Source organism: Saccharothrix sp. NRRL B-16314, from assembly GCF_000716595.1.
Classification (GTDB): domain Bacteria; phylum Actinomycetota; class Actinomycetes; order Mycobacteriales; family Pseudonocardiaceae; genus Actinosynnema.
Map to the genome: position 1 here is coordinate 20204 of NZ_JNXC01000038.1, position 21920 is coordinate 42123.

General features: G+C 71.6%; 17 protein-coding genes. 7 read left to right on the forward strand and 10 right to left on the reverse strand.

Translation table 11 applies throughout. The features are described from left to right. Nucleotides 1–181: 181 nt before the first annotated feature. A complete protein-coding gene (locus tag OQ02_RS34485; RefSeq protein WP_033442864.1) occupies nucleotides 182–1939 on the forward strand; it encodes an HSP90 family protein in 1758 nt (585 codons plus the stop codon). 7 nt (nucleotides 1940–1946) lie between these two features. Then, nucleotides 1947–4784 (forward strand): hypothetical protein, encoded by a 2838-nt coding sequence (locus tag OQ02_RS34490; protein ID WP_033442865.1) that lies wholly within the window; start codon nucleotides 1947–1949, stop codon nucleotides 4782–4784. A 127-nt stretch (nucleotides 4785–4911) separates the two neighbouring features. On the opposite strand, the gene OQ02_RS34495 is transcribed toward OQ02_RS34490, so the two are convergent. The 4 genes from OQ02_RS34495 to infC form a co-directional block, all read right to left on the reverse strand. Beyond that, nucleotides 4912–5760 carry a TrmH family RNA methyltransferase gene (locus OQ02_RS34495; RefSeq protein ID WP_081916153.1) on the reverse strand — a complete coding sequence of 283 codons (849 nt, stop codon included), beginning with the start codon at nucleotides 5758–5760 and terminating at the stop codon, nucleotides 4912–4914. After that, complete coding sequence (rplT, locus tag OQ02_RS34500; protein ID WP_033442866.1) at nucleotides 5757–6146, reverse strand: 50S ribosomal protein L20; 390 nt, start codon at nucleotides 6144–6146, stop codon at nucleotides 5757–5759. Before rplT ends, OQ02_RS34495 begins: the two co-directional genes overlap by 4 nt. Nucleotides 6147–6208: 62 nt before the next feature. Next, complete coding sequence (gene rpmI / locus OQ02_RS34505; RefSeq protein WP_033442867.1) at nucleotides 6209–6403, reverse strand: 50S ribosomal protein L35; 195 nt, start codon at nucleotides 6401–6403, stop codon at nucleotides 6209–6211. A 73-nt stretch (nucleotides 6404–6476) separates the two neighbouring features. Further along, complete coding sequence (gene infC, locus OQ02_RS34510) at nucleotides 6477–7082, reverse strand: translation initiation factor IF-3 (RefSeq protein WP_033442868.1); 606 nt, start codon at nucleotides 7080–7082, stop codon at nucleotides 6477–6479. A 267-nt stretch (nucleotides 7083–7349) separates the two neighbouring features. Between infC and OQ02_RS34515 the strand changes: the two genes are divergently transcribed. Further along, complete coding sequence (locus OQ02_RS34515) at nucleotides 7350–7700, forward strand: DUF1844 domain-containing protein (RefSeq protein ID WP_033442869.1); 351 nt, start codon at nucleotides 7350–7352, stop codon at nucleotides 7698–7700. 290 nt (nucleotides 7701–7990) lie between these two features. Beyond that, on the forward strand, nucleotides 7991–9502 hold the full coding sequence (locus tag OQ02_RS34520; protein WP_081916146.1) for a S8 family serine peptidase: 1512 nt from the start codon (nucleotides 7991–7993) through the stop codon (nucleotides 9500–9502). 54 nt (nucleotides 9503–9556) lie between these two features. Here OQ02_RS34520 and OQ02_RS34525 read toward each other — a convergent pair whose 3' ends face one another. Then, the gene (locus OQ02_RS34525) at nucleotides 9557–10153 is read right to left on the reverse strand and encodes a hypothetical protein (RefSeq protein WP_033442870.1); all 597 of its coding nucleotides are present in this window, start codon (nucleotides 10151–10153) and stop codon (nucleotides 9557–9559) included. Nucleotides 10154–10254: 101 nt separating this feature from the next. Between OQ02_RS34525 and OQ02_RS34530 the strand changes: the two genes are divergently transcribed. After that, nucleotides 10255–12540, forward strand: coding sequence for an ATP-binding protein (locus tag OQ02_RS34530; protein ID WP_033442871.1), 2286 nt, complete (start codon nucleotides 10255–10257; stop codon nucleotides 12538–12540). A 174-nt stretch (nucleotides 12541–12714) separates the two neighbouring features. Here OQ02_RS34530 and OQ02_RS34535 read toward each other — a convergent pair whose 3' ends face one another. The 3 genes from OQ02_RS34535 to OQ02_RS34545 are packed head-to-tail and all read right to left on the reverse strand — an operon-like array spanning nucleotide 12715 to nucleotide 14858. Continuing rightward, the gene (locus OQ02_RS34535; protein ID WP_033442872.1) at nucleotides 12715–13098 is read right to left on the reverse strand and encodes a RidA family protein; all 384 of its coding nucleotides are present in this window, start codon (nucleotides 13096–13098) and stop codon (nucleotides 12715–12717) included. A gap of 45 nt (nucleotides 13099–13143) precedes the next feature. Then, on the reverse strand, nucleotides 13144–13893 hold the full coding sequence (locus OQ02_RS34540; RefSeq protein ID WP_033442873.1) for an IclR family transcriptional regulator: 750 nt from the start codon (nucleotides 13891–13893) through the stop codon (nucleotides 13144–13146). Continuing rightward, nucleotides 13890–14858, reverse strand: coding sequence for a sugar kinase (locus tag OQ02_RS34545; protein WP_081916147.1), 969 nt, complete (start codon nucleotides 14856–14858; stop codon nucleotides 13890–13892). Before OQ02_RS34545 ends, OQ02_RS34540 begins: the two co-directional genes overlap by 4 nt. Before the next feature lie 112 nt (nucleotides 14859–14970). Here OQ02_RS34545 and OQ02_RS34550 point away from each other — a divergent pair, with 112 nt between their 5' ends. Continuing rightward, nucleotides 14971–16224 (forward strand): amino acid deaminase, encoded by a 1254-nt coding sequence (locus OQ02_RS34550; protein WP_231500346.1) that lies wholly within the window; start codon nucleotides 14971–14973, stop codon nucleotides 16222–16224. Between the two features lie 40 nt (nucleotides 16225–16264). Further along, nucleotides 16265–17881 (forward strand): N-acyl-D-amino-acid deacylase family protein, encoded by a 1617-nt coding sequence (locus tag OQ02_RS34555; RefSeq protein WP_033442875.1) that lies wholly within the window; start codon nucleotides 16265–16267, stop codon nucleotides 17879–17881. A gap of 155 nt (nucleotides 17882–18036) precedes the next feature. On the opposite strand, the gene OQ02_RS34560 is transcribed toward OQ02_RS34555, so the two are convergent. Both OQ02_RS34560 and uvrA read right to left on the reverse strand, forming a co-directional pair. Next, nucleotides 18037–18501: an SRPBCC family protein gene (locus tag OQ02_RS34560; RefSeq protein WP_197043629.1), complete on the reverse strand. Its 465-nt coding sequence runs from the start codon at nucleotides 18499–18501 to the stop codon at nucleotides 18037–18039. A 432-nt stretch (nucleotides 18502–18933) separates the two neighbouring features. Beyond that, entirely contained in the window at nucleotides 18934–21807 is a 2874-nt protein-coding gene (uvrA, locus tag OQ02_RS34565) for an excinuclease ABC subunit UvrA (RefSeq protein ID WP_033442876.1), read from the reverse strand. Nucleotides 21808–21920 lie beyond the last annotated feature (113 nt).

Genomic DNA, 21920 nt, shown 5'->3' on the forward strand with positions numbered 1-21920 from the left:
CCCGCCCGCGTCCCGGCCCGGGATCGCACCGCGGCCGGAATTGTCGGTGGGCCGTGGCAGTCTTGACCACGCGAGCAGGACCCGGCGGGCGATCAGCGGAAAACCGGGTCACGAGCCGCCGGCACGCCCCCTAGAATCGTCCGTCCCACTTGACCTTGACCCGAGGTGGAACCCCACTCCCATGGCACACACCTTCGGTGTCGACCTGCGCGGGATCATCGACCTGCTCAGCCACCACCTCTACAGCAGCCCTCGCGTGTACGCGCGGGAACTGCTGCAGAACGCGGTGGACGCGATCACCGCCCGCCGCGCGCTCCAGCCGGACGCGCCGGGCGAGGTCGTGATCGAGCCGGTCGGGTCCTCCGGCGGCACCCTCCGCATCTCCGACACCGGGATCGGCCTCACCGAGCGCGAGGTGCACGACCTGCTCTCCACGCTGGGCCGCACGTCCAAGCGCGACGACCTCGGCTTCGCCCGCCAGGGGTTCCTCGGCCAGTTCGGCGTCGGCCTGCTGTCCGCGTTCCTCGTCGCCGAGCGCATCCGGCTGGTCAGCCGGTCCGCGCGCGGCGGGCCCGCGGTGCGGTGGACGGCCGACGCGGCCGGCAACTACGAGGTGGAGGTCGACGAGGACGCCCGGGGCGAAGTCGGCACCACCATCGAACTGGTGCCGCACCGCGATTCCGAGCACTGGCTCGAGCGGGACGTGGTGCGCGCGCTCGTCTCGGAGTACGGCGAGCTGCTGCCGGTGACGGTCAGAGTCGGCGACGAGGTGATCACGCACGGCGAGCTGCCGTGGACCGAGGACCCGATGGCGTACGGCGAGAAGGTGCTGGGCGTGCGCCCGTTCGACGCGATCCCGGTCGAGGTGCCGACCGTCGGCCTGAAGGGCGTGGCGTACGTGCTGCCGCGCGGCGTGCACCCCGGCGCCCGCCAGTCGCACCGCGTCTACCTGAAGCGGATGCTCGTCGGCGACGCCATCGAGGGCCTGCTCCCGGAGTGGGCGTACTTCGTGCGCTGCGTGGTGGACACGACGTCGCTGCGCCCCACCGCGAGCCGCGAAGCGCTCTACCAGGACGAGACGCTGCTGGCCGTGCAAGAGGAGCTGGGCCGCCAGGTCCGCGACTGGCTGGTCCGGCTCGACGCGACGAACCCGGAGCGCACCGGGGCCCTGCTGGACGCGCACCACCTGGGCATCAAGTCGCTGGCCAGGGCGGACGACGAGATGCTGCGCCTGGTCGAGCGGTGGCTGCCGTTCGAGACCACCGACGGCCCGCAGTCGCTGCGCCAGTTCCGCCGCAAGCACGGCGTGATCGCGCACGTGCCCGAGGTGGACGAGTTCCGCCAGCTCGCGCCGGTCGCGCACGCCCAGGGCATGGGGCTGGTCAACGCGGGCTACGCCTACGACGTGGAGATCATGGAACGCCTGGTCGCGCTGGACGGCCCGACCGCCGCGCGCCGGGTCGCGCCGAGCGAGGTGCTCGCCGCGCTGGACGACCCCGACGCCGAGCTGGAGCGCGCCCTGCGCGAGCGTCTGGTGCAGGCGAAGGACGTGCTGGAGCGGCACGACTGCGAGGTCGTGCCGCGTGACTTCGACCCGGGCTCGTTGCCCGCGCTGCTGGTCACGAACGTGGAAGCGGAGCGCAAGCGGGACGCGGCGCAGGTCGGCGAGCAGGCCGACCCGCTGTGGGCGGAACTGCTGGGCAGCCTCGCGGAGTCGTCGTCGGACGCGTCGCAGCGGCTCGTGCTCAACTGCCGCAACCCGCTGGTGAAGCGGCTGGCGGGGCTGGACGACCCGGCGCTGGTGGAGCTGACCGTGGAGTCCCTGTACGTGCACGCCCTGCTGCAAGCGCGGCGGCCGATGCGCCCGAAGGACACCGCGGCGCTGAACCGTTCTTTCCTGGAACTGCTGGACCGTGCTGTGGACGGGCAAAAGGGATGATGCTGCGGTGAACGAGGACAAGGAAGCCGCCGAGCGCCAGTTCGTGGAGGCGTACCACCTGCCCGAGGGCATGGCGCGGCACGAGGCGCTGGAACGCGCGGCGCGGGCCGCGGACGCCCTCGACCACCTGCCGCTGGCGGTGAGCTGCCGGATCGCGCTGATCCGCTCCGCGTACGACCTGGGCCGCTACGACCTGATGCTGGCGCCGTTCGCGTGGTGCGGCACGGCGGAGCAGCGCGACCCCACGGCGTTCGACGAGTGGGAGACGCACAGCTTCGACTGGGCGCACAAGTGGATCGTCAGCGGCCTGATCGCGGACCACCGGTTCACGTTGGCGCAGATCGGCTCGTTCGTGGACCAGCTCGCGGCCCGCTACCAGCGGCTCGGCTACTCGATGCAGCCGGTGCACGGCGCGCGCGCCGACCTGGCCGCGCACGTCGGCGACGACGAGGCGTACCGGGAGCACTTCGCCCGCTACCTGGCGGTGGACCGCGGTCCGATGAGCGACTGCGAGGCGTGCGTCATCGAGGAGCAGGCCGGGCACCTGATCCGGCAGGGCAGGCACGCCGAGGCGGTCGCGCACGCGGAGCACCAGCTGGCGCAGGAGACGGGGTGCGCGACGCAGCCGCAGGGCATCCTGACCACGTTGACGCCCGCGTTCGTGGCGCTCGGGGAGCTGGACCGGGCGCGGCAGGCGCACGTGGTGGCGTACCGGCTGGTGCGTGACGACCTGGTCGGCGGGTACCTGGACGACCACCTGGAGTTCTGCGCGACGTCGGGCAACGTGCGGCGGGGTGTGGAGCTGCTGCGCGGCCACCTGCACCGGGTGCACCACTCGACCAGTCCGTCACGGGCCATGCACTTCGCCGCCGGCGCCGCGCTGCTGCTCAGCCGGGTGTCCGCGGACGAGGAGTTCGCCGTGCCGCAGGACGGGCGGACGACGGTGCTGACGGCGCCGGAGCTGCGGGAGTTGCTGGAGGCGAAGGCCCTGGAGATCGCGGCCCGGTTCGACGGGCGCAACGGCACCGACGCGGTGAGCACCCGGATCAAGGTGACGCTGGCCGCCCAGGACACCATCCCGGTGCCGCTGGCCGTGCCGGTCGCCGCTCCCCCGGTGCCCGTGGTCGAGGAGCCGGTCGCGGTCGCCGACCCGGTGGAGCTGGCGCAGAACATGTGCGACGCGTTCGACCAGGGCGAGTTCATCCTCGGCATGAGGCTGCTGCGGTCGCTGCCCGAGGACATGGACCCGTTGCTGCCCGAGTCGCTGGGCGCGCTGGTCGCGGCGCGGCGGGCGACCGTCGCCGGGCACGTGCGGCCGAAGGTCGAGGTGCTGGCCGAACTGAACGCCGCGATCGAGCGGCTGGCCGCGTGCGGTGAGCACGACCTGGCCAACCGCTACCGGGCGCGGAGCGCCGGGCTGCGCGCGGAGGAAGGCGGGCAGGCCGAGTCCATCGCGGTGGCGCGCACGTGCCTGGCCGAAGCCGACGTCGCCGGCACCGCCTACACCCGCATTTTGACCAGGCTGCTGCTGGCGGATCTGCTGGCCGACGCGGCCGACTCAGCCACCGACGGCGACGCCGACTCCGACGAGAACGCCTACGCCGACGAGCAGGGCGCGTTGACGGCGGAGGCGCTGGCGCTGGCCGAGGCGGAGGCACCCGAGCTGGTGTCGCGGGCCCGCTGCGACCGCGCCCAGCACCTGGCGTCCGCCGGGCGGTTGGAGGAGGCGCAGGCCGAGGTGACGGACATCCTGGCGGCGGGCCCGTCCGCGTCCGTCCGCTTCGACGCCCTCCGGCTGCTGGTGAAGGTGCAGACGGTCCAGGGTGACGAGGACGCGGTCCGCACGGCCGCCGAGTTCGTCACGTCGTTCAGCACGCCGCGCGGCCCGTGGACTGCCGAGGCGCACCGGCAGCGGGTGGCGTCGGTGGAACGGCTGGGGCTGGAGGCCGAGCACCTGGCGGAACTGCGGGAAGCGGTCACCGCCGGCCACGAGGTCGGCGTGCCGGACGACGTCGCGAAGGCTTGCTACGCGCTGGCGGGTGGCTACCTGAAGTCGGGCCGGCACGTGGAAGCCGCGGAGGCCCTGGAAGAAGCGGTCCGGGTCGTCGAAGCCGGCGACGTGGACCCCGACGTGGTCGTCCCCGTCCGCTATCGGCTGGGCCAGGTGTGCGCACGCCTGGACGAGACGGAAACCGCCCGCCGGCACCTGGAAGCGGCCCTCGGTCTGGTACCGGCCGACGAACCGTGGCGGCGGGCCATGGTCCTGGACGTCCTGGCCGGCGTCCTGCGCCGACTGGACCTCCGCGTCGAGGCGGCCTCCGCGTACCAAGGCGCGGCGGCGGCGTGGCAGGCGGTGTCGGAGTTCGCCGAGGCGGCGGGTTCCCTGGTGGAGGCCGCAGCCGCGCTGCCGAACGACGAAGCCGCCGAGTGCGCCACCACCCTGACCGAGGCCGAAGCGCTGGTGCCGTCCGTGGAGGACCCGGACCACCGCACCCACCTGACGGCGCGAATCGCCGCGATCCGGGCGTTCCTGCACGTCCAGGCGGGCGAGCACGCGGCGGCCATCGAGCAGAACGGCATCGCCGAGGAACTGGCCGCGCAGCTGGAGGACCTCGACTGGCAGACGTTCCTGGTGGCACGAGGCGCGAAGTTCCTCCTCGACTCGGGCGACCCGGTGAACGCCGAGGCGGAAGCCCGCCGCGCCGGCGCCCTGGTCAACGACGAGACGCCGGCGCAGATCCTCGGTGACATCGCGAACGTGCTGGAAGAAGCGCTGAGGGCGCGGTCCGAACCGACCACCGGCGACCCGCTGCTCCGCGCCCTGTCCATCCGCCTGGAGGGGTGACGCTCCAGACGCCTCGAACGGGCGGAGCAGCGAACGGCGGAACAGCGACGGTGCCGGCGGACGGCGACCGCGTGGCGTCCGCGTCGACCCGGGTCGACGCGGACGGCGCGCGTCCGCCTGCCGGTGATCAGGCCCGCTGGGCGCGAGCCGACGCGTAGAGGCAGACGGCGGCGGCCGTGGCGAGGTTCAAGCTCTCGGCCCCGCCGTAGATCGGCACCTTCAGCGAAGCGTCCAGCCCCGCCACCACCTCGTCGGGCAGCCCGTGCGCCTCACTGCCGAACACCCACGCCGTGGGCGCCGCGAGGTCACCGCGCAGGTCGGCGGTGACGAGGTCCTCAGGCGCGTAGCCGTCCGCCGCCACCAGCCGGAGCCCCGCTTCGCGGCAGGCGGCGAACGCCTCACCGGCATCGCGCACCCGCGCGATCGGCAGGTGGAACACGCTGCCCGTCGACGCACGCACGCACTTTCCGTTGTGCGGGTCGACCGCGTCGCCCGCGAAGATCACCGCGTCGGCGCCCGCGGCGTCCGCGACCCGGGCCACCGTGCCCGCGTTCCCCGGATCAGCCACCCCGTGCAGCACCGCCACCAGCCGCACCCCGGGCCGCAGCGCCACCGCCACCGGCACGTCCACCAGCGAGCACACCGCGACGATGCCCTGCGGTGTCACGGTGTCCGACAGCACGGCGGCGGCCTTGTCGGTCACGGCGCTCAGCGGCACACCGGCGTCGATCGCCTCGCGCACCAGCGCCGGGTTCCGGTCGGCGGCGACGGACGTCACGAAGAGTTCGTGCACCCGGCCGCGGCCGGCGGCGGCCCAGGCCAGGGCCTCGCGCACGGCCTGCGCGCCCTCGGCGAGGAAGCGTTCGGCGCGGTCACGGCCGGAGCGCCTGGTCAGACGCTTAGCGGCAACGACCCGGGGAGTCCGTTCGGTGAACGGAGCATCCCCGGGTCGTGGTGCGCGGTCGTTCGCGCTCAGGCCTTGTCCTCGGCGGGCGCGTTGACGTCCTCGGGCAGCGCGGCCCTGGCCAGCTCCACCAGCGCGGCGAACGCGGCCGGGTCGCTGACGGCCAGCTCGGCCAGGATCTTGCGGTCGACCTCGATCTCGGCGAGCCGCATGCCCTGGATGAAGCGGTTGTAGGTCATGCCGTTGGCGCGGACACCGGCGTTGATGCGCTGGATCCACAGCTTCCGGAAGTCACCCTTGCGGGCGCGGCGGTCCCGGTAGGCGTAGTTGAGCGAGTGGAGCACCTGCTCCTTGGCCTTGCGGTACAGCCTCGAACGCTGGCCGCGGTAGCCGCTGGCGAGCTCAAGGGTGGTACGGCGCTTCTTCTGGGCGTTCACTGCCCTTTTGACGCGTGCCACGGGTCCATCCTGTCGATCTCGTGGGGCCGGGGAGGGCCCCGGTGTTCAAGGGGGTGAAGGTCTTAGAGGCCGAGCAGCTTCTTCAGCCGCGGCACGTCGTTCTTCGCGACCTCGGTGGTGCCGGAGAGGCGACGCGTCAGCTTGCTGGACTTCTTCTCCAGCAGGTGGCGCTTGCCGGCCTTCTCGCGGAGCAGCTTGCCGCTGCCGGTGACCTTCACGCGCTTGGAGGTCCCGCTGTGGCTCTTGTTCTTGGGCATTTCCGTCCTCAGTCTCGTGCAGCCACCGGGGATGGGGGCGGCCATGCTTGCTCCCGGCCCGGAGGCCGGGAGATCACTCTTCGACAGACTCGTCCGTCGCCTCGTCGGCGCTGTCGTTCCTGATCGGACGCGTCTTCGTGGTCTTGTGCGGCGCCAACACCATGATCATGTTGCGGCCGTCCTGCTTCGGGTTCGACTCGACGAACCCCAGCTCCGCGACGTCCTCAGCGAGCCGCTGCAGCAGTCGGTAACCCAGTTCCGGCCGGGACTGCTCACGGCCGCGGAACATGATGGTCACCTTGACCTTGTTCCCGTGCGACAGGAAGCGGGCCACGTGGCCCTTCTTCGTCAGGTAGTCGTGCGGGTCGATCTTCGGCCGGAGCTTCTGCTCCTTGATGACCGTCAGCTGCTGGTTGCGGCGCGATTCACGGGCCTTCTGCGCGCTCTCGTACTTGAACTTGCCGTAGTCCATGAGCTTGCAGACCGGCGGCCGAGCCTGTGCGGCGACCTCGACGAGGTCGAGATCCGATTCCTGGGCGAGTCGGAGCGCGTCCTCGATGCGAACGATCCCGACCTGCTCGCCGTTCGGCCCGACCAGACGAACCTCGGGCACGCGGATGCGGTCGTTGATGCGCGGCTCGGTGCTCACCGGAGCACCTCGGTTCGAGGGACTTGTCATTCACGTCCTTTGTGACTCGTTGTGCGCCAAAGACAAGAGGCCCCACACCTACCCGGTGTGAGGCCCGCTTCCTACCGATCGCACAACGAAGGGCGCAGTCGACCCTTCGATGGACCGGACCCGGCCACCTGCACGAAGCGGCAGACTCGGGTGGGAGCGGGGCTCCACTTGCCGTCCCCACACGTGTGGGGACTGGTCGCGCGGAGAATAGTAGCAGACGGCGTTGTCAACCCCCGAATCGGCGACCCGTCCGGGCTGGTTGCGAGAATGGCTCCCGTGACCGACCTGCCTTCGAACAACGTCCGCGACCTGTCCGACGTTCCCAGCGTCGAGGTGATCAGCAAGGCGGCGATCATGCTGCTCTCCGCCGCCGCCGACCGCCTCGGCCTGGCCGACGAGGACCCGGACAACAGCCCGCGCCGCGACCTGGACGAGGCCCGCCGGCTGATCACCGCGCTGGCCGGCCTGATCACCGCGTCGGTCGAGTACCTCGGCCCGCACGCCGGCCCGCTGCGCGAGGGCCTCCAGTCCGTGCAGCGCGCGTTCCGCGAGGCGTCGGCGTACCCGGACGAGCCGGGCCAGGGTCCGGGCGAGAAGTACACCGGTCCCGTCTACTGACTGTGGGTAGTGCATTCGCAACACTGGGATAGTGCATTCGCAGCGCCGCTTTCCGGCGTTCGGAACAAGCGGGTTGGACGTTCGTGGCGCGTGCTCCGCCCGCGGCGGGACAGTCGAGTGATCCACATCGCTCTCCCGCACTTCGGACGGGGTGTGACCTGCGTATCGGCGCTCACGTCCCCGGAGTGCGGAATTTAAGGGGTATGTGTGCGGGGCCTCCTTGGCTATTGTTCGCATCACGTTCGCGCGAACTCCCGTACATCGACCCTGCTCAAGGGGGGAACCCAGACATGGGTAGTTTTCGCGCGCCTTGGAATCGGATAGTCGGCACGGCCGGCGCCGCTGTGGTGGCGTCGGCGCTGGTGATCACGCCGGCGCACGCGGCCGAAGGCGAAATCCGCAACGCCGGTAGACCGGACACCGTGGCGGACAGCTACATCGTGGTGCTGAAGGACGCCGGGCAGACGGACGCGGTCGCCGCGAAGGTGGGCGCCCGGGTCACGCACCGCTACTCCGCCGCGCTGAACGGCTTCTCGGCGTCCATGAACGAGCAGGCGGCGAAGAAGCTGGCTGCCGACCCGGCCGTGGACTTCGTCGCCCAGAACCAGAAGTTCAAGGCCACGATCGACCAGCCGAACCCGCCGTCCTGGGGCCTCGACCGCCTCAGCCAGCGGGACCTGCCGCTCAACAACCACTTCAGCTACGGCACGACCGCCTCGAACGTGCACGCCTACGTGATCGACACGGGCATCCACACCACGCACACCGACTTCGGTGGCCGGGCGACGTTCGACGCCAACACCTCCGGTGACGGCTACAACTTCGACTGCGCGGGCCACGGCACGCACGTCGCGGGCACGGTCGGCGGCGCGGCGCACGGTGTGGCGAAGGGCGTCAAGCTGCACGCGGTGAAGGTCCTCGACTGCGACGGCTACGGCACCACCGAGGGCGTGGTCGCGGGGATCGACTGGGTGACCGCGAACGCGCAGAAGCCGGCCGTGGCGAACATGAGCCTCGGCGGCTGGGCGGACGACGTGCTGGACGCGGCCGTTCGCCGGTCCATCGCGTCGGGCATCACGTACACGATCTCGTCGGGCAACGACGAGATGGACGCGTGCTACATCTCCCCCGCCCGCGTGGCCGAGGCCATCACGGTCAACGCCTCGGACAGCCGGGACGCCCGTGCGTGGTTCTCCAACTGGGGCACCTGCACGGACATGTACGCGCCGGGCCTGGACATCAGGTCGACGTGGAACGGCAGTGACTACGACACCGAGGTGATCAGCGGCACGTCGATGGCGGCTCCGCACGTGGCGGGTGCCGCGGCGCTGTACCTCGCGGGCAAGCCGACCGCGACGCCCGAGCAGGTCCAGGCCGCGTTGAAGGGTGCCGCGACGCCGAACCGGGTCGCGGACGCCGGTCCGGGCTCGCCGAACCTGTCGCTGTACACCGCCAACGCGGTCGCCGACACGCTGGCCAAGGGCGAGCGACTGAACGCCGGTCAGAGCAAGTCGTCCAACGACGGCCGGCACAAGCTGGTCATGCAGGCGGACGGCAACCTGGTGCTGTACGCGACGGCGACCGGTCAGCCGCTGTGGCACACGCGTTCCAACGGCTCGGGCGCGACGTACGCGACCCTTCAGGTGGACGGCAACTTCGTCGTCTACACGGCGGCCGGTGTGCCGGTGTGGCACAGCCGCACCGACCGCACGGCGGCGGACCGGTTGATGGTCCAGAACGACTCGAACGTGGTCCTCTACGGTCCGCAGGGTCAGTACTTCTGGCACCGTTACCTGGGCTAGAGCTCTGAGCAGGCACGACGCCGGGGTCCCGCACGGGGCCCCGGCGTCGTGCTGTCAGGGGTGGACCCCGCTGGCCCTGAGCTGCCGGTCGGCGAGGGCCTTGACGACGACGGCGTCCTGGCGGCGCCAGCCCTCGACGGGGTCGCCGGGGAACGCCGCCAGGTCGCGCAGCGACAGGGTGTTGAGCGCGTGCAGCGCGAGCAGGTCGTGGCGGCCTTGATCACGCAGTCGTCGCGCCACGGCGGCCCGCCGGGCGAACCGCAGCCGCAGCGGCAGCCACGTGATCAGCAGGAACGCCAGCGGCAGGGCGATGAACGCGACGGTGAGCCACAGGGCGGTGGTCTCGACAGCGTCGATCTGGGCGCCGCCCGCGTCGGACAGCGTGCCGCCCGCCGACTTGCCCCGGTCCAGCGCGTCGGCCAGCTGCCCGCCGACCAGCGGGACGCCTCGGGCCTTGGCGGCGGCGTCCCCGAACGTCTCGCTCAGGTTGCGCCCCGCGTCGACGAGCCCGTCGCCCGGCGCGCGCAACGTGCGGACCGCGTCGCCCACCGCCAGGGCCACGGTCGTCCAGAACCACATCCAGGCGACCGCCAGCAGGTCGGCCACCACCTGCCGCGCCAGCCGGGGCGAGCGATCCGCGTACCACTTCATGGGGTGTGGTCTTACCAGTAACGCGTCACCGGAAACCGACGTGATCGGCATCGCCGAGGTCGGCCGCAGGTCGCGGGGGCGCGGCGCACTAATGTCGACGTGTGGTCACGACGTTCGGTGAGCTGCTGCGCGCGCACCGGTTGCGGGTCCGGTTGACGCAGGAAGAGCTGGCGGACGGCTCCGGGGTCAGCGTGCGGGCGATCAGCGACATGGAACGCGGTCGCGCGAAGGGGCCGCAGCGGCGCACGGTGGAGGCGTTGGCCGGTGTGCTGTCGCTGGCGGAACCGGACACCCGGGCGTTGTTGGACGCCGCCAAGGAGGGCCGGGCCCGGCGGGCGCCGTCGGTGACGCCGTCGGCGTTGCCCCCGGACGTCGCGGACCTGACCGGGCGCGAGGCCGAGTTGGCCGTGCTGGCGGCGGTCGCGGAGGAGACGCGGCCGGGCTCCACGTCGCTGGTGGTCGTGCACGGTCCGCCGGGTGCGGGCAAGACTGCGTTGGCGGTCCGGGCGGCGTACCGGTTGGCGTCCCGTTTCGCGGACGGGTGCTTCTTCTTCAACCTCCGCGGCATGGACGTGCGGCCGGTCCACCCGTCCGAGGTGGTGCACCGGATGCTGTTGGCGCTCGGCGTCGAGGAGAAGAACATCCCGGCCGGCGACGGTGAGCGCTCGGACCTGTACCGGGCGCGGCTGCGGGAGCGGTCGACGTTGTTGGTGCTGGACAACGCGTCCGACGAGGCGCAGGTGCGTCCGCTGCTGGCGACGGGCGGGCGGTCGTTGGTGGTGGTGACGTCCCGGCTGGTGCTCGGCGGGTTGGAGGCGGGCCGCCGGCTGGGGCTGGACGTGTTGGACGAGGGCGAGTCGTTCGAGCTGCTCGGCGCGATCGCCGGCCGGGCCAGGGTCGGCGCGGAGCCGGTGGCGACGGCGCGGGTGGCGAAGCTGTGCGGGCACCTGCCGCTGGCGCTGCGGATCGCGGGCAACCGGTTGGCGAGCCGTCCGAAGTGGACGATCGGGCACCTGGCGGGCCAGCTGGTGGACGAGCGGCGCAGGCTGTCCGCGTTGACGGCGGGTGACCTCCAGGTGCGGACGGCGTTCGAGATGTCGTACCGGCAGCTGGGCGAGAAGGCGGCGGTGCTGTTCCGCAGGCTGTCGTTGGTGCCGGGGGCGGACTTCGGGCCGGAGTTGGCGGCGGTGCTGGCCGATGTGGACCGGTTCGCGGCCGAGGACACGTTGGAGGAACTGGTCGACATGAGCCTGCTGGACACCGCCGAGGTGCCCGGTCGGTACGTGTTCCACGACCTGATCCGGGTGTTCGCGGGTGAGCGGCTGGCCGACGAGGAGCCGGCGCCGGTGGTCGCGCGGGCTCGGCGGCGTGCGGTGGACTGGCTGCTCGGGACGGCGGTGGAGGCGGCGGGGTTCTTCGGGCCGGACGCGGCGCCGTCGGGGGCGTTGGGCGGTCAGGAGGAGGCGGACGCCTGGCTGGCCGCGGAGACCGCGAACTGGCTGGGTGCGCTGCGGTGGGCCGGCGCGGACGGGCTGCACGTCGAGGTGTTGGGCCTGGCGACGGCCATGCACTGGTACTCCGACCAGCGCGGACGTGGTGAGACGTGGGTCGAGGTGTTCACCGCGGGGGTGGCGGCGGCGCGGGCGTTGGGCAGCGTGCGGGACGAGGCCGTGCAGCTGAACTTCCTGACGTGGACGCTGGAGGTGCTGATGGGGCGGCACGCGGAGGCGTTGGCGTTGCACGACGAGGCGTGGCGCGCGGCGGTGGAGGCGGGGGACGTCCGGGAGCAGGGTTGGGCGCTGCACTACCGGTCGGTGTCGGAGCTGCGGACCGGGCTGCTGGAGGCGGCGCAGGTCAGCGCGCGGCGGGCGCAGGAGCTGTTCCGGGCGGCCGGGTACCCGTTGGGCGAGCGGATCTCGTTGTCGTGCTTGGCGTTGGTGCTGGACCGGTTGGCGCGGTACGAGGACGCGTTGGAGGTGAACCGGGAGCTGTTGGCGGACGTGCGGTCCGGGCGGCTGGAGCTGGCGCCGGTGATGACGGCGGAGATGTCGGCGACGTTGTTGGTGCGCATGGCGGACAGCCTGTGCCGGTTGGCGCGGTGGCCCGAGGTCCTGGCGGCGGCCGAAGAAGCGCTGGGGCTGGTGCGCACGGCGTTGCCGAGCCTGTGCGACGCGCACTACCTGCGGGGGCTCGCTCTGCACCGGCTGGGTGACCCGGAGGGCGCGCGGGTGGAGCTGGCGGCGGCGGTCGGGTTGGCGGACGGGCACCGGCACCAGCGCCTGGCGGGTGCGCTCGACGCGCTGGCCGACGTGCACGACGACCTGGGCGACCCGGTCGCGGCGGGGGAGTGCCGTGACCGGGCCGCGGCCGTGCGGTCGCGTCCGTAGTCCGCCGCCGTCTGCGCGGAGCGGCGGGTGGTCTCCGCGTTCAGCCGATCGGTGATGCGTTCCTAGCCATCGCCGGGTCCTTCCCTGACGTGCTTGCTCCGAGGGGGGTTGCGCCTCAGAGTCAAGCCGTCGCGGCCGGCGAAGACCACGCAGAACCACCGGCAGAAGTAGGGGTCAGTCGAGTACCGCGAGGGCGTCGATCTCGACCAGGAGCCCGGCGGGCAGGCCGACGTAGACGGTGGTGCGCGCCGGGAACGGCTGCTCGGTGACGAACTCGTCGTAGACGGCGTTCATGTCGGCGAAGTGGGCGGTGTCGGTGAGGTAGACGCGCATCATCACCACGTCGGCGAGGGACGCGCCGCCCGCCGCGAGGACGGCGGCGACGTTGCGCAGCGCCTGCCGGGTCTGCTCGGCCACGGTGTCGCCGACGACGGCGCCGGTGGCCGGGTCGAACGCGACCTGGCCCGCCACCTGCAGGACAGGTCCTTTGCGGACGCCCTGGGAGAACGCGGCCACCGGGGTGGGCGCGTCGGCGGTCCTGATCTCGGTCTTCGACATGCGTTTCCTCTTCTCTTGGCTGAAGTTCTCCGGCCGGGGGCCGGGTCAGTCGCGGGGCGACCAGCCGCACTCGACGGACGCGGCCCGCGCCGTCGCGAGCAGGTCGGGCAGGTGGGCGAGCAGGCCCTCGAAGTCGAGCAGCACCTTGGGCACGGACATCGACACCGCCGCCACGACCTCGCCGCGCGCGCCGCGCACGGGGGCGGCGATGCAGTGGATGAAGTCCTCGTGCTCGGCGTTGTCCACCGCGTAGCCGGCGGTGCGGACGCGGTCCAGCTCGGCCAGGTAGGCGTCCGGTGACGTGATGGTGTTCGCCGTCAGCGGCACGTAGTCGATGGTGTTCGCGACCTCCCGGCGGCGCGGCTCGGGCAGGTCAGACAGCAGCACCTTGGCCACGGCGGTGCAGTGCAGCGGGGCGCGCCGGCCGATGCGCGAGTACATCCGCATCGGGTGGGTGCTGTCGTACTTGTCGATGTAGATGACCTCACCGCCCTCGTAGGACGCGAGGTGGACGGTGTAGCCGGTGCGGGTGTTCAGCTCGCGCAGGGCGTTCTCGGCGCTGCGCCGCACGTCCCGCTCCTCCAGCGCCCGGTTGGCCAGGTCGAACAGCGCGGTGCCGAGCCGGTAGTGGTGCACGCCTTCGCGCTGCACGAACCGGTGGGACTCCAGGGTCCGCAGCAGCCGCATGGCGGTCGACTTGTGCACGTCGATGACGCCCGACAGCTCGTCCAGCGTCTTCGGTCCGGTGGCCAGCTCCCCCACCAGGGTCAGCGCCCGGTCCAGGCTTTGGCTCATCGACGTCTCCTCAGGTGTGCGGCGGCCCACGTGCGGGAGTCGGCGTCCAGCAGCGGCACGGTCACCGCGGGCGGCAGCGGGTCGCCGACATCCTCCCTGGTGAGCAGTGCGGCGGCGGCTTGGAGGTGGCCGGCGCGCAGGCGTCGCCCCGGTGGGTCGCCGGCGAGGTGGGCGGCGAGGTAGCCGGCGGCGAACGCGTCACCCGCGCCGACCGGCTCCACCACGTCGACCCGCAAGCCGGGCTGGAACGTCGTCGCGCCGCCCTCCACCACGGTCGCGCCGCGCGCACCCTGCTTGATCACGAGGGTCGTCGGTCCCGGCAGCAGCGCCCGCAGTTCCGCCGGATCGCCTGTGCCCCAGACGGTCTGTGCCTCGTCCGAGCCGGCGAGCACGACGTCCGCGGCGTCGGCCAGGTCGCGCAGGACCGACGGGTCGCGGTCGCGCCACAGGGCGGGCCGCCAGTTCAGGTCGAACGACACGGTGACGGCGCGCGGTCGGGCCAGGATCGCGCGCAGCAGGTCGAGGCAGCGGTCGGACAGCGCCGCCGTGATGCCGCTGACGTGCGTCAGCACCACGCCGTCCAGGTCGAGCCGGTCCAGCGTGTCCGGGCCCATGGCGGACGCCGCCGAGCCGCGCCGGTAGTAGCGCACGGGGCTGCCGTCGGCGTCCGCTTCCTTGACGTAGAGGCCGGTCGGCCGGTCGGGGTCGACGCGCACGCCGGTGACGTCCACGCCCGCGCCGCCGACGGCGTCGAGGACGGCCCCGCCGAACGCGTCGTCACCGACGGCGCTCACCCACCGGCTGCGGACGCCCAGCCGTGCCAGGTGGATGGCGACGTTGGACTCGGCGCCGCCGATGGCTCGCGTCCACGTGCGCGCGGCGCGCACCGGGCCGGGTTCGGCGGGGACCAGGACCGCCATGGTCTCGCCCAGGCACACCACGCCGCCCGGCAGGTCGAACCGCATCCGCACTCCCTCGGGTTCGCTTGATTGACGGGGCGGCCGACCGAATGTTACACACTGGGTGATCACATCGCGCAATAGTCGTTGCGTTACATGCAACGTGAGGGGCGGGAACGTGGACCTGGACGCTGTGGCCGCCATCCGCGACGAACGGGTCGACTGGCGGTTCAAAGGCCTGCCGTCGGACGTGTTCGGCGCGACGATCGGCGACGTGGCCGGGCGCCGGCTCGACCTGTTCGCCGACGGTTTCGTCGGGCCGCTGGTCGTGCTGGACGCCGCCGCGCTGGAGCACAACCTCGCCACCATGGCCCGTTGGTGCGCCGACCGGGGTGTGCTGCTGGCGCCGCACGGCAAGACGACGATGGCCCCGCAGCTGTTCGTCCGCCAGTTGGAGCACGGCGCGTGGGGCATCACGGCGGCCAACACCAGCCAGCTCCGGGTGTACCGGGCGTTCGGGGTGCGGCGGGTGGTGCTGGCCAACCAGCTGGTTGACCCGGCCGGACTGCGGTGGCTGGCCGCGGAACTGGCCGCCGATGACACGTTCGAGTTCACCTGTTGGGCGGATTCCGTGGCGGGCGTGGCGCGGATGACCGAGGCGTTGGGCACGGTCGCGCGCCCGGTGGACGTGCTGGTCGAGCTGGGTGCGCCCGGCGGCCGGACCGGTGCGCGCGACCTGGCCACGGCGCTCGACGTCGCGCGCGCGGTGGTCGCCGCCCCGACGTTGCGGCTTGTGGGCGTCGGGGGTTACGAGGGTGCGTTGGCCCACGACGCGTCGGCCGCGGCGCAGTCCGTTGTGGACGGTTACCTGACCGCGCTGCGCGAGTTGGCGATCGCGTTGGGCGGCATGGTCGAGGTGGACGAGCCGATCGTCACCGCGGGCGGCAGCGCGTACTTCGACCAGGTGGCGGCGAGGTTGACCGAGACGTGGCCGTTCCCGGTGCGGCCGGTGCTGCGCAGCGGTGCGTACATCACCCACGACGACGGGTTCTACCGCGGTGTGTCGCCGTTCAGCCGGATGTCCGGCGCGGAACCGTTCCGGCCGGCGTTGCGCGCGTGGGCGCAGGTGACGTCGCGGCCCCAGCAGGACCTGGCGTTGCTGACGCTGGGCAAGAGGGACGCGTCGTTCGACGAAGGGCTGCCGGAGCCGCAGGTGGTGCGCGGGCGTGACGGTGTGGAGCGTCCGTTGCGGGCGGAGGTCACGGCGCTCAACGACCAGCACGCGTTCATGCGGCTGTCCGGGGACGAGGTGGAGGTCGGTGACTGGGTCGGCCTCGGCCTGTCGCACCCGTGCACGGTGTTCGACAAGTGGCCGCTGATCCCGGTGGTCGACGGCACCACCGTGGTCGACCTGGTGCGCACGTACTTCTGAGACACGTGCTCGTGGGGCACCTACTGGTGAGGGCAGCGGCGTGGACATCGTCTTCCGGGGCGCGCGGGTGGTGGACGGCACCGGCGCGCCCTCGTACCGGGCCGATGTCGGCGTGCGCGCCGGCCGGATCGCGGCGATCGACTCTCGGCGCGGTTCTCTGAGCGGTTCTCTGCTGGGCTCTCGGCTCGGCGGCCGGCGGGTGGTCGACACGGACGGGCTGGTCCTCGCGCCCGGTTTCATCGACATGCACTCCCACTCCGACCTCCGGGTGTTGGCCGAGCCGGACCACCTGGCCAAGGTGTCCCAGGGTGTGACCACGGAGGTCCTCGGTCAGGACGGGCTGTCGTACGCGCCGGTGGACGACGACGTGCTGGCCGTGCTGCGCGGGCAGTTGGCCGGGTGGAACGACGACCCGCCGGGGTTCGACTGGGACTGGCGGTCGGTCGGCGAGTACCTGGACCGCCTCGACCGGGGCATCGCGGTCAACGCCGCGTACCTCGTGCCGCAGGGGACGTTGCGGATGTTGTGCGTCGGGTACGACGACCGGCCCGCCACCGACGCCGAGCTGGACCGGATGCGTGACGTGCTGGCGCGGTCGTTGCGCGAGGGCGCGGTGGGGATGTCGTCGGGTCTGACCTACACGCCCGGGATGTACGCGGACACGGCCGAGTTGACCGCGCTGTGCCGGGTCGTCGGCGGGCTCGGCGGGTTCTACAGCCCGCACCACCGCAGTTACGGCGCCGGCGCGCTGGAGGCGTACGCGGAGATGGTGCGGGTGTCGCGCGAGTCCGGCTGCCCGCTGCACCTGGCGCACGCGACGATGAACTTCGAGGTCAACCGGGGTCGGGCGGGTGAGCTGCTGGAGTTGCTCGACGACGCCCTGGCGGCCGGCGTGGACGTCACGCTGGACACGTACCCGTACCTGCCGGGTGCGACGTACCTGTCCGCGTTGCTGCCGAGCTGGGTCGGCGCGGGTGGGCCGGAGGCGACGTTGGCCCGGCTGTCCGATGTGGACGTGCGGGAGCGGATCCGGGTGGAGGTCGAGGAGACCGGGTCGGACGGGTGCCACGGTGTGCCGGTGGACTGGGAGGCGATCGAGGTCAGCGGGGTGCGTGCGGCGGCGAACGCGCACCTGGTCGGGCGTTCCGTCGCGGAGTCCGCGCGCCGGGCCGGACGGCCGCCCGCCGAGCTGTACTTCGACGTGCTGGTGTCGGAGCGGTTGGGCACGTCGTGCTTGATGCACGTGGGCGACGAGGACAACGTGCGGGCGATCATGCGGCACCCGGCGCACACCGGCGGCAGCGACGGACTGCTGGTGGGCGACCAACCCCACCCGCGCGGGTGGGGCACGTTCCCGCGTTACCTCGGCCGGTACGTGCGGGAGCTGGGGGTGCTCGGGTTGGAGGAGTGCGTGGCCCACCTGACCGGGCGTGCCGCCCGCCGACTGCGTCTAGCCGACCGCGGGCTCGTCAAGGTGGGGTACGCGGCGGACCTGGTGCTGTTCGACCCGGACACGATCACCGACCGGGCCACGTTCGACCAGCCCCGACAGCCGGCCGTCGGCATCACGCACGTCCTCGTCAACGGGGTGCCGGTGATCGACGAGGGCCGTCGAACCAACGCCCTACCCGGCCACTCCCTACGCCACCGCACCTGATCATCCGACAGCATCAACACCGCCGACGGGTCGTCCTGAGCGTTGAACTCGGATGTCCCGAACGTAGGACTCACGCGTCCGGAACGTAGGACTCACGCGGGTGTGGTGCCGGAACGGCGGGCGGGTCAGGGGTTGGAGGCGGCTTGAGAAGTGGCCTAGGTGGCCTGGGTGGTTTGGGTGGCCTGGGTGCCCTGGGTGGTTTGGGTCGCGGCTTGGAAGCCGGCGAGGTACGTGCGGAGGCCACGTTGGCCGCTGCGCATCATCAACTCGTGGTTGGCCTTGAGGATCGGACGGCTGACCAGGGCGATGCGGCGAAGCAGCGGCTTGCAGACCACGACCTCCTGGTCGTACACGATGCGCGAGCCGGTGCCGTCGGCGAAGATCCGCCAGCTCACCGTGCCGTCCATGTCGCCGAGGAGGTCGGCGCGCAGCAATCCCGCGTCGGGGTCCTTGGCGTTATGGTGCGTCTCGAAGACCAGGTCGTACGGCAGGACGGAACGGCAGCGCAGCTCGGCCGCGTTCTCGGCGACCTGGCGCGCCTCCCGCACCTCACGCCACCAGTGCGGGTAGCTGCGCAGATCGGCCAGCACCTCGAAGGTCTGCGCAGGAGTGCTGTCCACCGACCACACACTGCGGAATCGGTACGAGTTCAGCGGCATACCACCATGATCACGCACGACTACCACCTGCGCGACCCCCATCCGTCCACGCGACCGAGTCCGTCCACGCGACCGAGTCCGTCCACGCGACCGAGTCCGTCCACAGGACGACCATCCGCCCAACGACCATCCGTTCACCACGGGACGACCGTCCGTTCACGGGACGGCCCGAGTCGTTCACGGGACTGAGCGGTCCGGGCGGGCTGAGTCGTCCGGGCGGCCAGGGTCGTTCGGGCGGCCTGGGTCGTGCTCCGGTGCCAGGCCGCCGCTCCTCCATACTTCCGGCAACACAATCCGGATTACCATTCATCCCCGCCGGGCGTAGCGCCTTCGGGTGATCTCCGCTCAGGGTGATCTCTGCGCAGAGTTGTCTCTGTTCAGAGTCGTCTCTGCTCAGCCGACTGCGGCCTCGGCGGGTAGCACTTGGCGCAGGAACTGCCCGGTGTAGCTGTCCTCGGCGTCCGCTACCTGCTCCGGCGTGCCCTCGGCGATCACCATGCCGCCACCGGACCCGCCCTCCGGACCCATGTCGACCACCCAGTCCGAAGTCTTGATCACATCGAGGTTGTGCTCGATCACGATCACCGTGTTGCCCTTGTCGGTCAACCCGTTGATCACGCCGAGCAGCTTGCGGATGTCCTCGAAGTGCAGGCCGGTGGTCGGCTCGTCGAGGATGTACACCGTCTTGCCGGTGGACCGCTTCTGCAGCTCGGCCGCCAGCTTCACCCGCTGCGCCTCACCGCCGGACAGGGTCGGCGCGGGCTGCCCGAGCCGCACGTACCCGAGGCCGACGTCGACCAGCGTGCGCAGGTGCCGGTGGATCGAGTTGATCGGCTCGAAGAACGTCGCGGCCTCCTCGATCGGCATGTCGAGGACCTCGGCGATCGTCTTCCCCTTGTAGTGCACCTCGAGCGTCTCGCGGTTGTACCGGGCGCCCTTGCACACCTCGCACGGCACGTAGACGTCCGGCAGGAAGTTCATCTCGATCTTGATCGTGCCGTCGCCCGCGCACGCCTCGCAGCGCCCGCCCTTGACGTTGAACGAGAACCGCCCCGGCTGGTAGCCGCGCACCTTCGCCTCGGTGGTCGCCGCGAACAGCTTCCGCACGTGGTCGAACACGCCCGTGTAGGTGGCCGGGTTGGACCGCGGGGTCCGGCCGATCGGCGACTGGTCGACCTGCACCAGCTTGTCGACCTGCTCCAGGCCGCGAATCCGGGTGTGCCGGCCGGGCACCTGACGGGCGCCGTTGAGCTTGTTCGCCAGCACGGTCGCCAGGATGTCGTTGACCAGCGTCGACTTGCCCGAACCGGACACGCCCGTGACCGACACCAGGCAACCCAGCGGGAACGACACGTCGATGCCGCGCAGGTTGTGCTCCCGCGCACCGACCACCGTCAGCTGCCGCTTCTTGTCGACCTTGCGCCGCACCGCGGGCATCGGGATCGACCGGCGACCGGACAGGTACGCGCCGGTCATCGACTCCTTGTTCTTCAGCAGCTCCTGGTACGGGCCGCTGTGCACGACCTTGCCGCCGTGCTCGCCCGCGCCGGGGCCGATGTCGACCACCCAGTCGGACGTGCGGATGGTGTCCTCGTCGTGCTCGACCACGATCAGCGTGTTGCCCAGGTCGCGGAGCCTGCTCAGCGTCTCGATCAGCCGGTGGTTGTCGCGCTGGTGCAGGCCGATCGACGGCTCGTCCAGCACGTACAGCACGCCGACCAGTCCGGAGCCGATCTGCGTCGCGAGCCTGATCCGCTGCGCCTCACCACCCGAGAGGGTGCCGGACGCGCGGTCCAGTGACAGGTAGTCGAGGCCCACGTCGAGCAGGAAGTGCAGCCGGGCCTGGATCTCCTTGAGCACCGCGCCCGCGATCATCGACTCGCGCTTGCCGAGCTTCAGCCCGTCCAGGAACTCCGAGCACTCCCCCACGGACATGGCGCACACCTCGGCGATGGACTTGTCGCCCTTGCGCCCGTGGTGCAGCGTGACGGCCAGGATCTCCGGCTTGAGGCGGGTGCCCTGGCAGGACGGGCACGGCACCTCCCGCATGTAGCCCTCGTACTTCTCCCGCATGTACTCGGACTCGGTCTGCTCCTGCCGCCGTTCCAGGAACGGGATCACGCCCTCGAAGTTGGCGTAGTAGGAGCGCTCGCGGCCGTAGCGGTTCTTGTAGCGGACGTTGACCTGCTCGTCGACGCCGTGCAGCACCGCCTTCTGCGCCTTGGCGGGCAGCTGCCGCCACGGCGTGTCCGTCCGGAACCCGATCGCAAGCCCCAGCGATTCCAACAACCGGGTGAAGTACTCGGCGGTCTGGCCGGTCGCCCACGGTGCGATGGCGCCGTCGGCGAGGGACAGCTCGTCGTCCGGCACGACCAGTTCCGGGTCGACCTCCTTGCGCACGCCGATGCCGGTGCACACGGGGCAGGCGCCGTAGGGCGAGTTGAACGAGAACGACCGGGGTTCCAGGTCCTCGATCGCCAGCGGGTGGGCGTTCGGGCAGGCCAGGTTCTCCGAGAAGCCGCGCACCCGGCCGGGGTCGTTCTCCGGCACGTCGACGAACTCCAGCTCGACCAGGCCGTCGGCCAGGCGCAGCGCCGTCTCCACCGAGTCGGTCAGCCGCTGCTTCGAGCTGGCCTTCACGCTCAGCCGGTCGATCACGACCGCGATGTGGTGCTTCTCCTGCTTCTTCAGCTTGGGCACCTCGCCCAGCGCGTACACCACGCCGTCGACCTTGGCGCGCGAGTAGCCCTGGGACTGGAGGGTGGAGAACAGGTCGAGGTACTCGCCCTTGCGGCCCCGGATGACGGGGGCGAGCACCTGGAACTTGGTGCCCGACTCCATCGCCAGCACCTGGTCCACGATCTGCTGCGGCGTCTGCTTGCTGATCGCCTCGCCGCAGGTCGGGCAGTGCGCCTTGCCGGCGCGGGCGTAGAGGAGCCGCAGGTAGTCGTAGACCTCGGTGATGGTGCCGACGGTCGACCGCGGGTTGCGGCTGGTCGACTTCTGGTCGATCGACACGGCGGGCGACAGGCCCTCGATGAAGTCGACGTCCGGCTTGTCCATCTGGCCGAGGAACTGCCGCGCGTACGCCGACAGCGACTCGACGTAGCGGCGCTGGCCTTCGGCGAAGATCGTGTCGAAGGCGAGGCTGGACTTGCCCGAGCCGGAGAGCCCGGTGAACACGATGAGGCTGTCCCTCGGCAGGTCGAGGTCCACCCCTCGCAGGTTGTGCTCGCGAGCCCCGCGAACGACAAGCCGATCGGCCACAACGGTTCCCTTCGGTATTCGACCTTCCCCCGAACAGACGTTCGAAAAGCGTATCGGACCACTGCTTCGGCCCTGTCGGGGAGGGCGCCAACCATGCTAGGTGCGACCACCGA

What these genes read in the sequence shown, in the direction of transcription:
- OQ02_RS34540 (WP_033442873.1), bottom strand. Translation starts at nt 13,893, where the DNA reads ATGAGCCAAAGCCTGGACCGGGCGCTGACCCTGGTGGGGGAGCTGGCC.
- OQ02_RS34535 (WP_033442872.1), bottom strand. Translation starts at nt 13,098, where the DNA reads ATGTCGAAGACCGAGATCAGGACCGCCGACGCGCCCACCCCGGTGGCC.
- OQ02_RS34520 (WP_081916146.1), top strand. Translation starts at nt 7,991, where the DNA reads ATGGGTAGTTTTCGCGCGCCTTGGAATCGGATAGTCGGCACGGCCGGC.
- OQ02_RS34485 (WP_033442864.1), top strand. Translation starts at nt 182, where the DNA reads ATGGCACACACCTTCGGTGTCGACCTGCGCGGGATCATCGACCTGCTC.
- infC (WP_033442868.1), bottom strand. Translation starts at nt 7,082, where the DNA reads ATGACAAGTCCCTCGAACCGAGGTGCTCCGGTGAGCACCGAGCCGCGC.
- OQ02_RS34545 (WP_081916147.1), bottom strand. Translation starts at nt 14,858, where the DNA reads ATGCGGTTCGACCTGCCGGGCGGCGTGGTGTGCCTGGGCGAGACCATG.
- OQ02_RS34515 (WP_033442869.1), top strand. Translation starts at nt 7,350, where the DNA reads ATGGCTCCCGTGACCGACCTGCCTTCGAACAACGTCCGCGACCTGTCC.
- rpmI (WP_033442867.1), bottom strand. Translation starts at nt 6,403, where the DNA reads ATGCCCAAGAACAAGAGCCACAGCGGGACCTCCAAGCGCGTGAAGGTC.
- OQ02_RS34525 (WP_033442870.1), bottom strand. Translation starts at nt 10,153, where the DNA reads ATGAAGTGGTACGCGGATCGCTCGCCCCGGCTGGCGCGGCAGGTGGTG.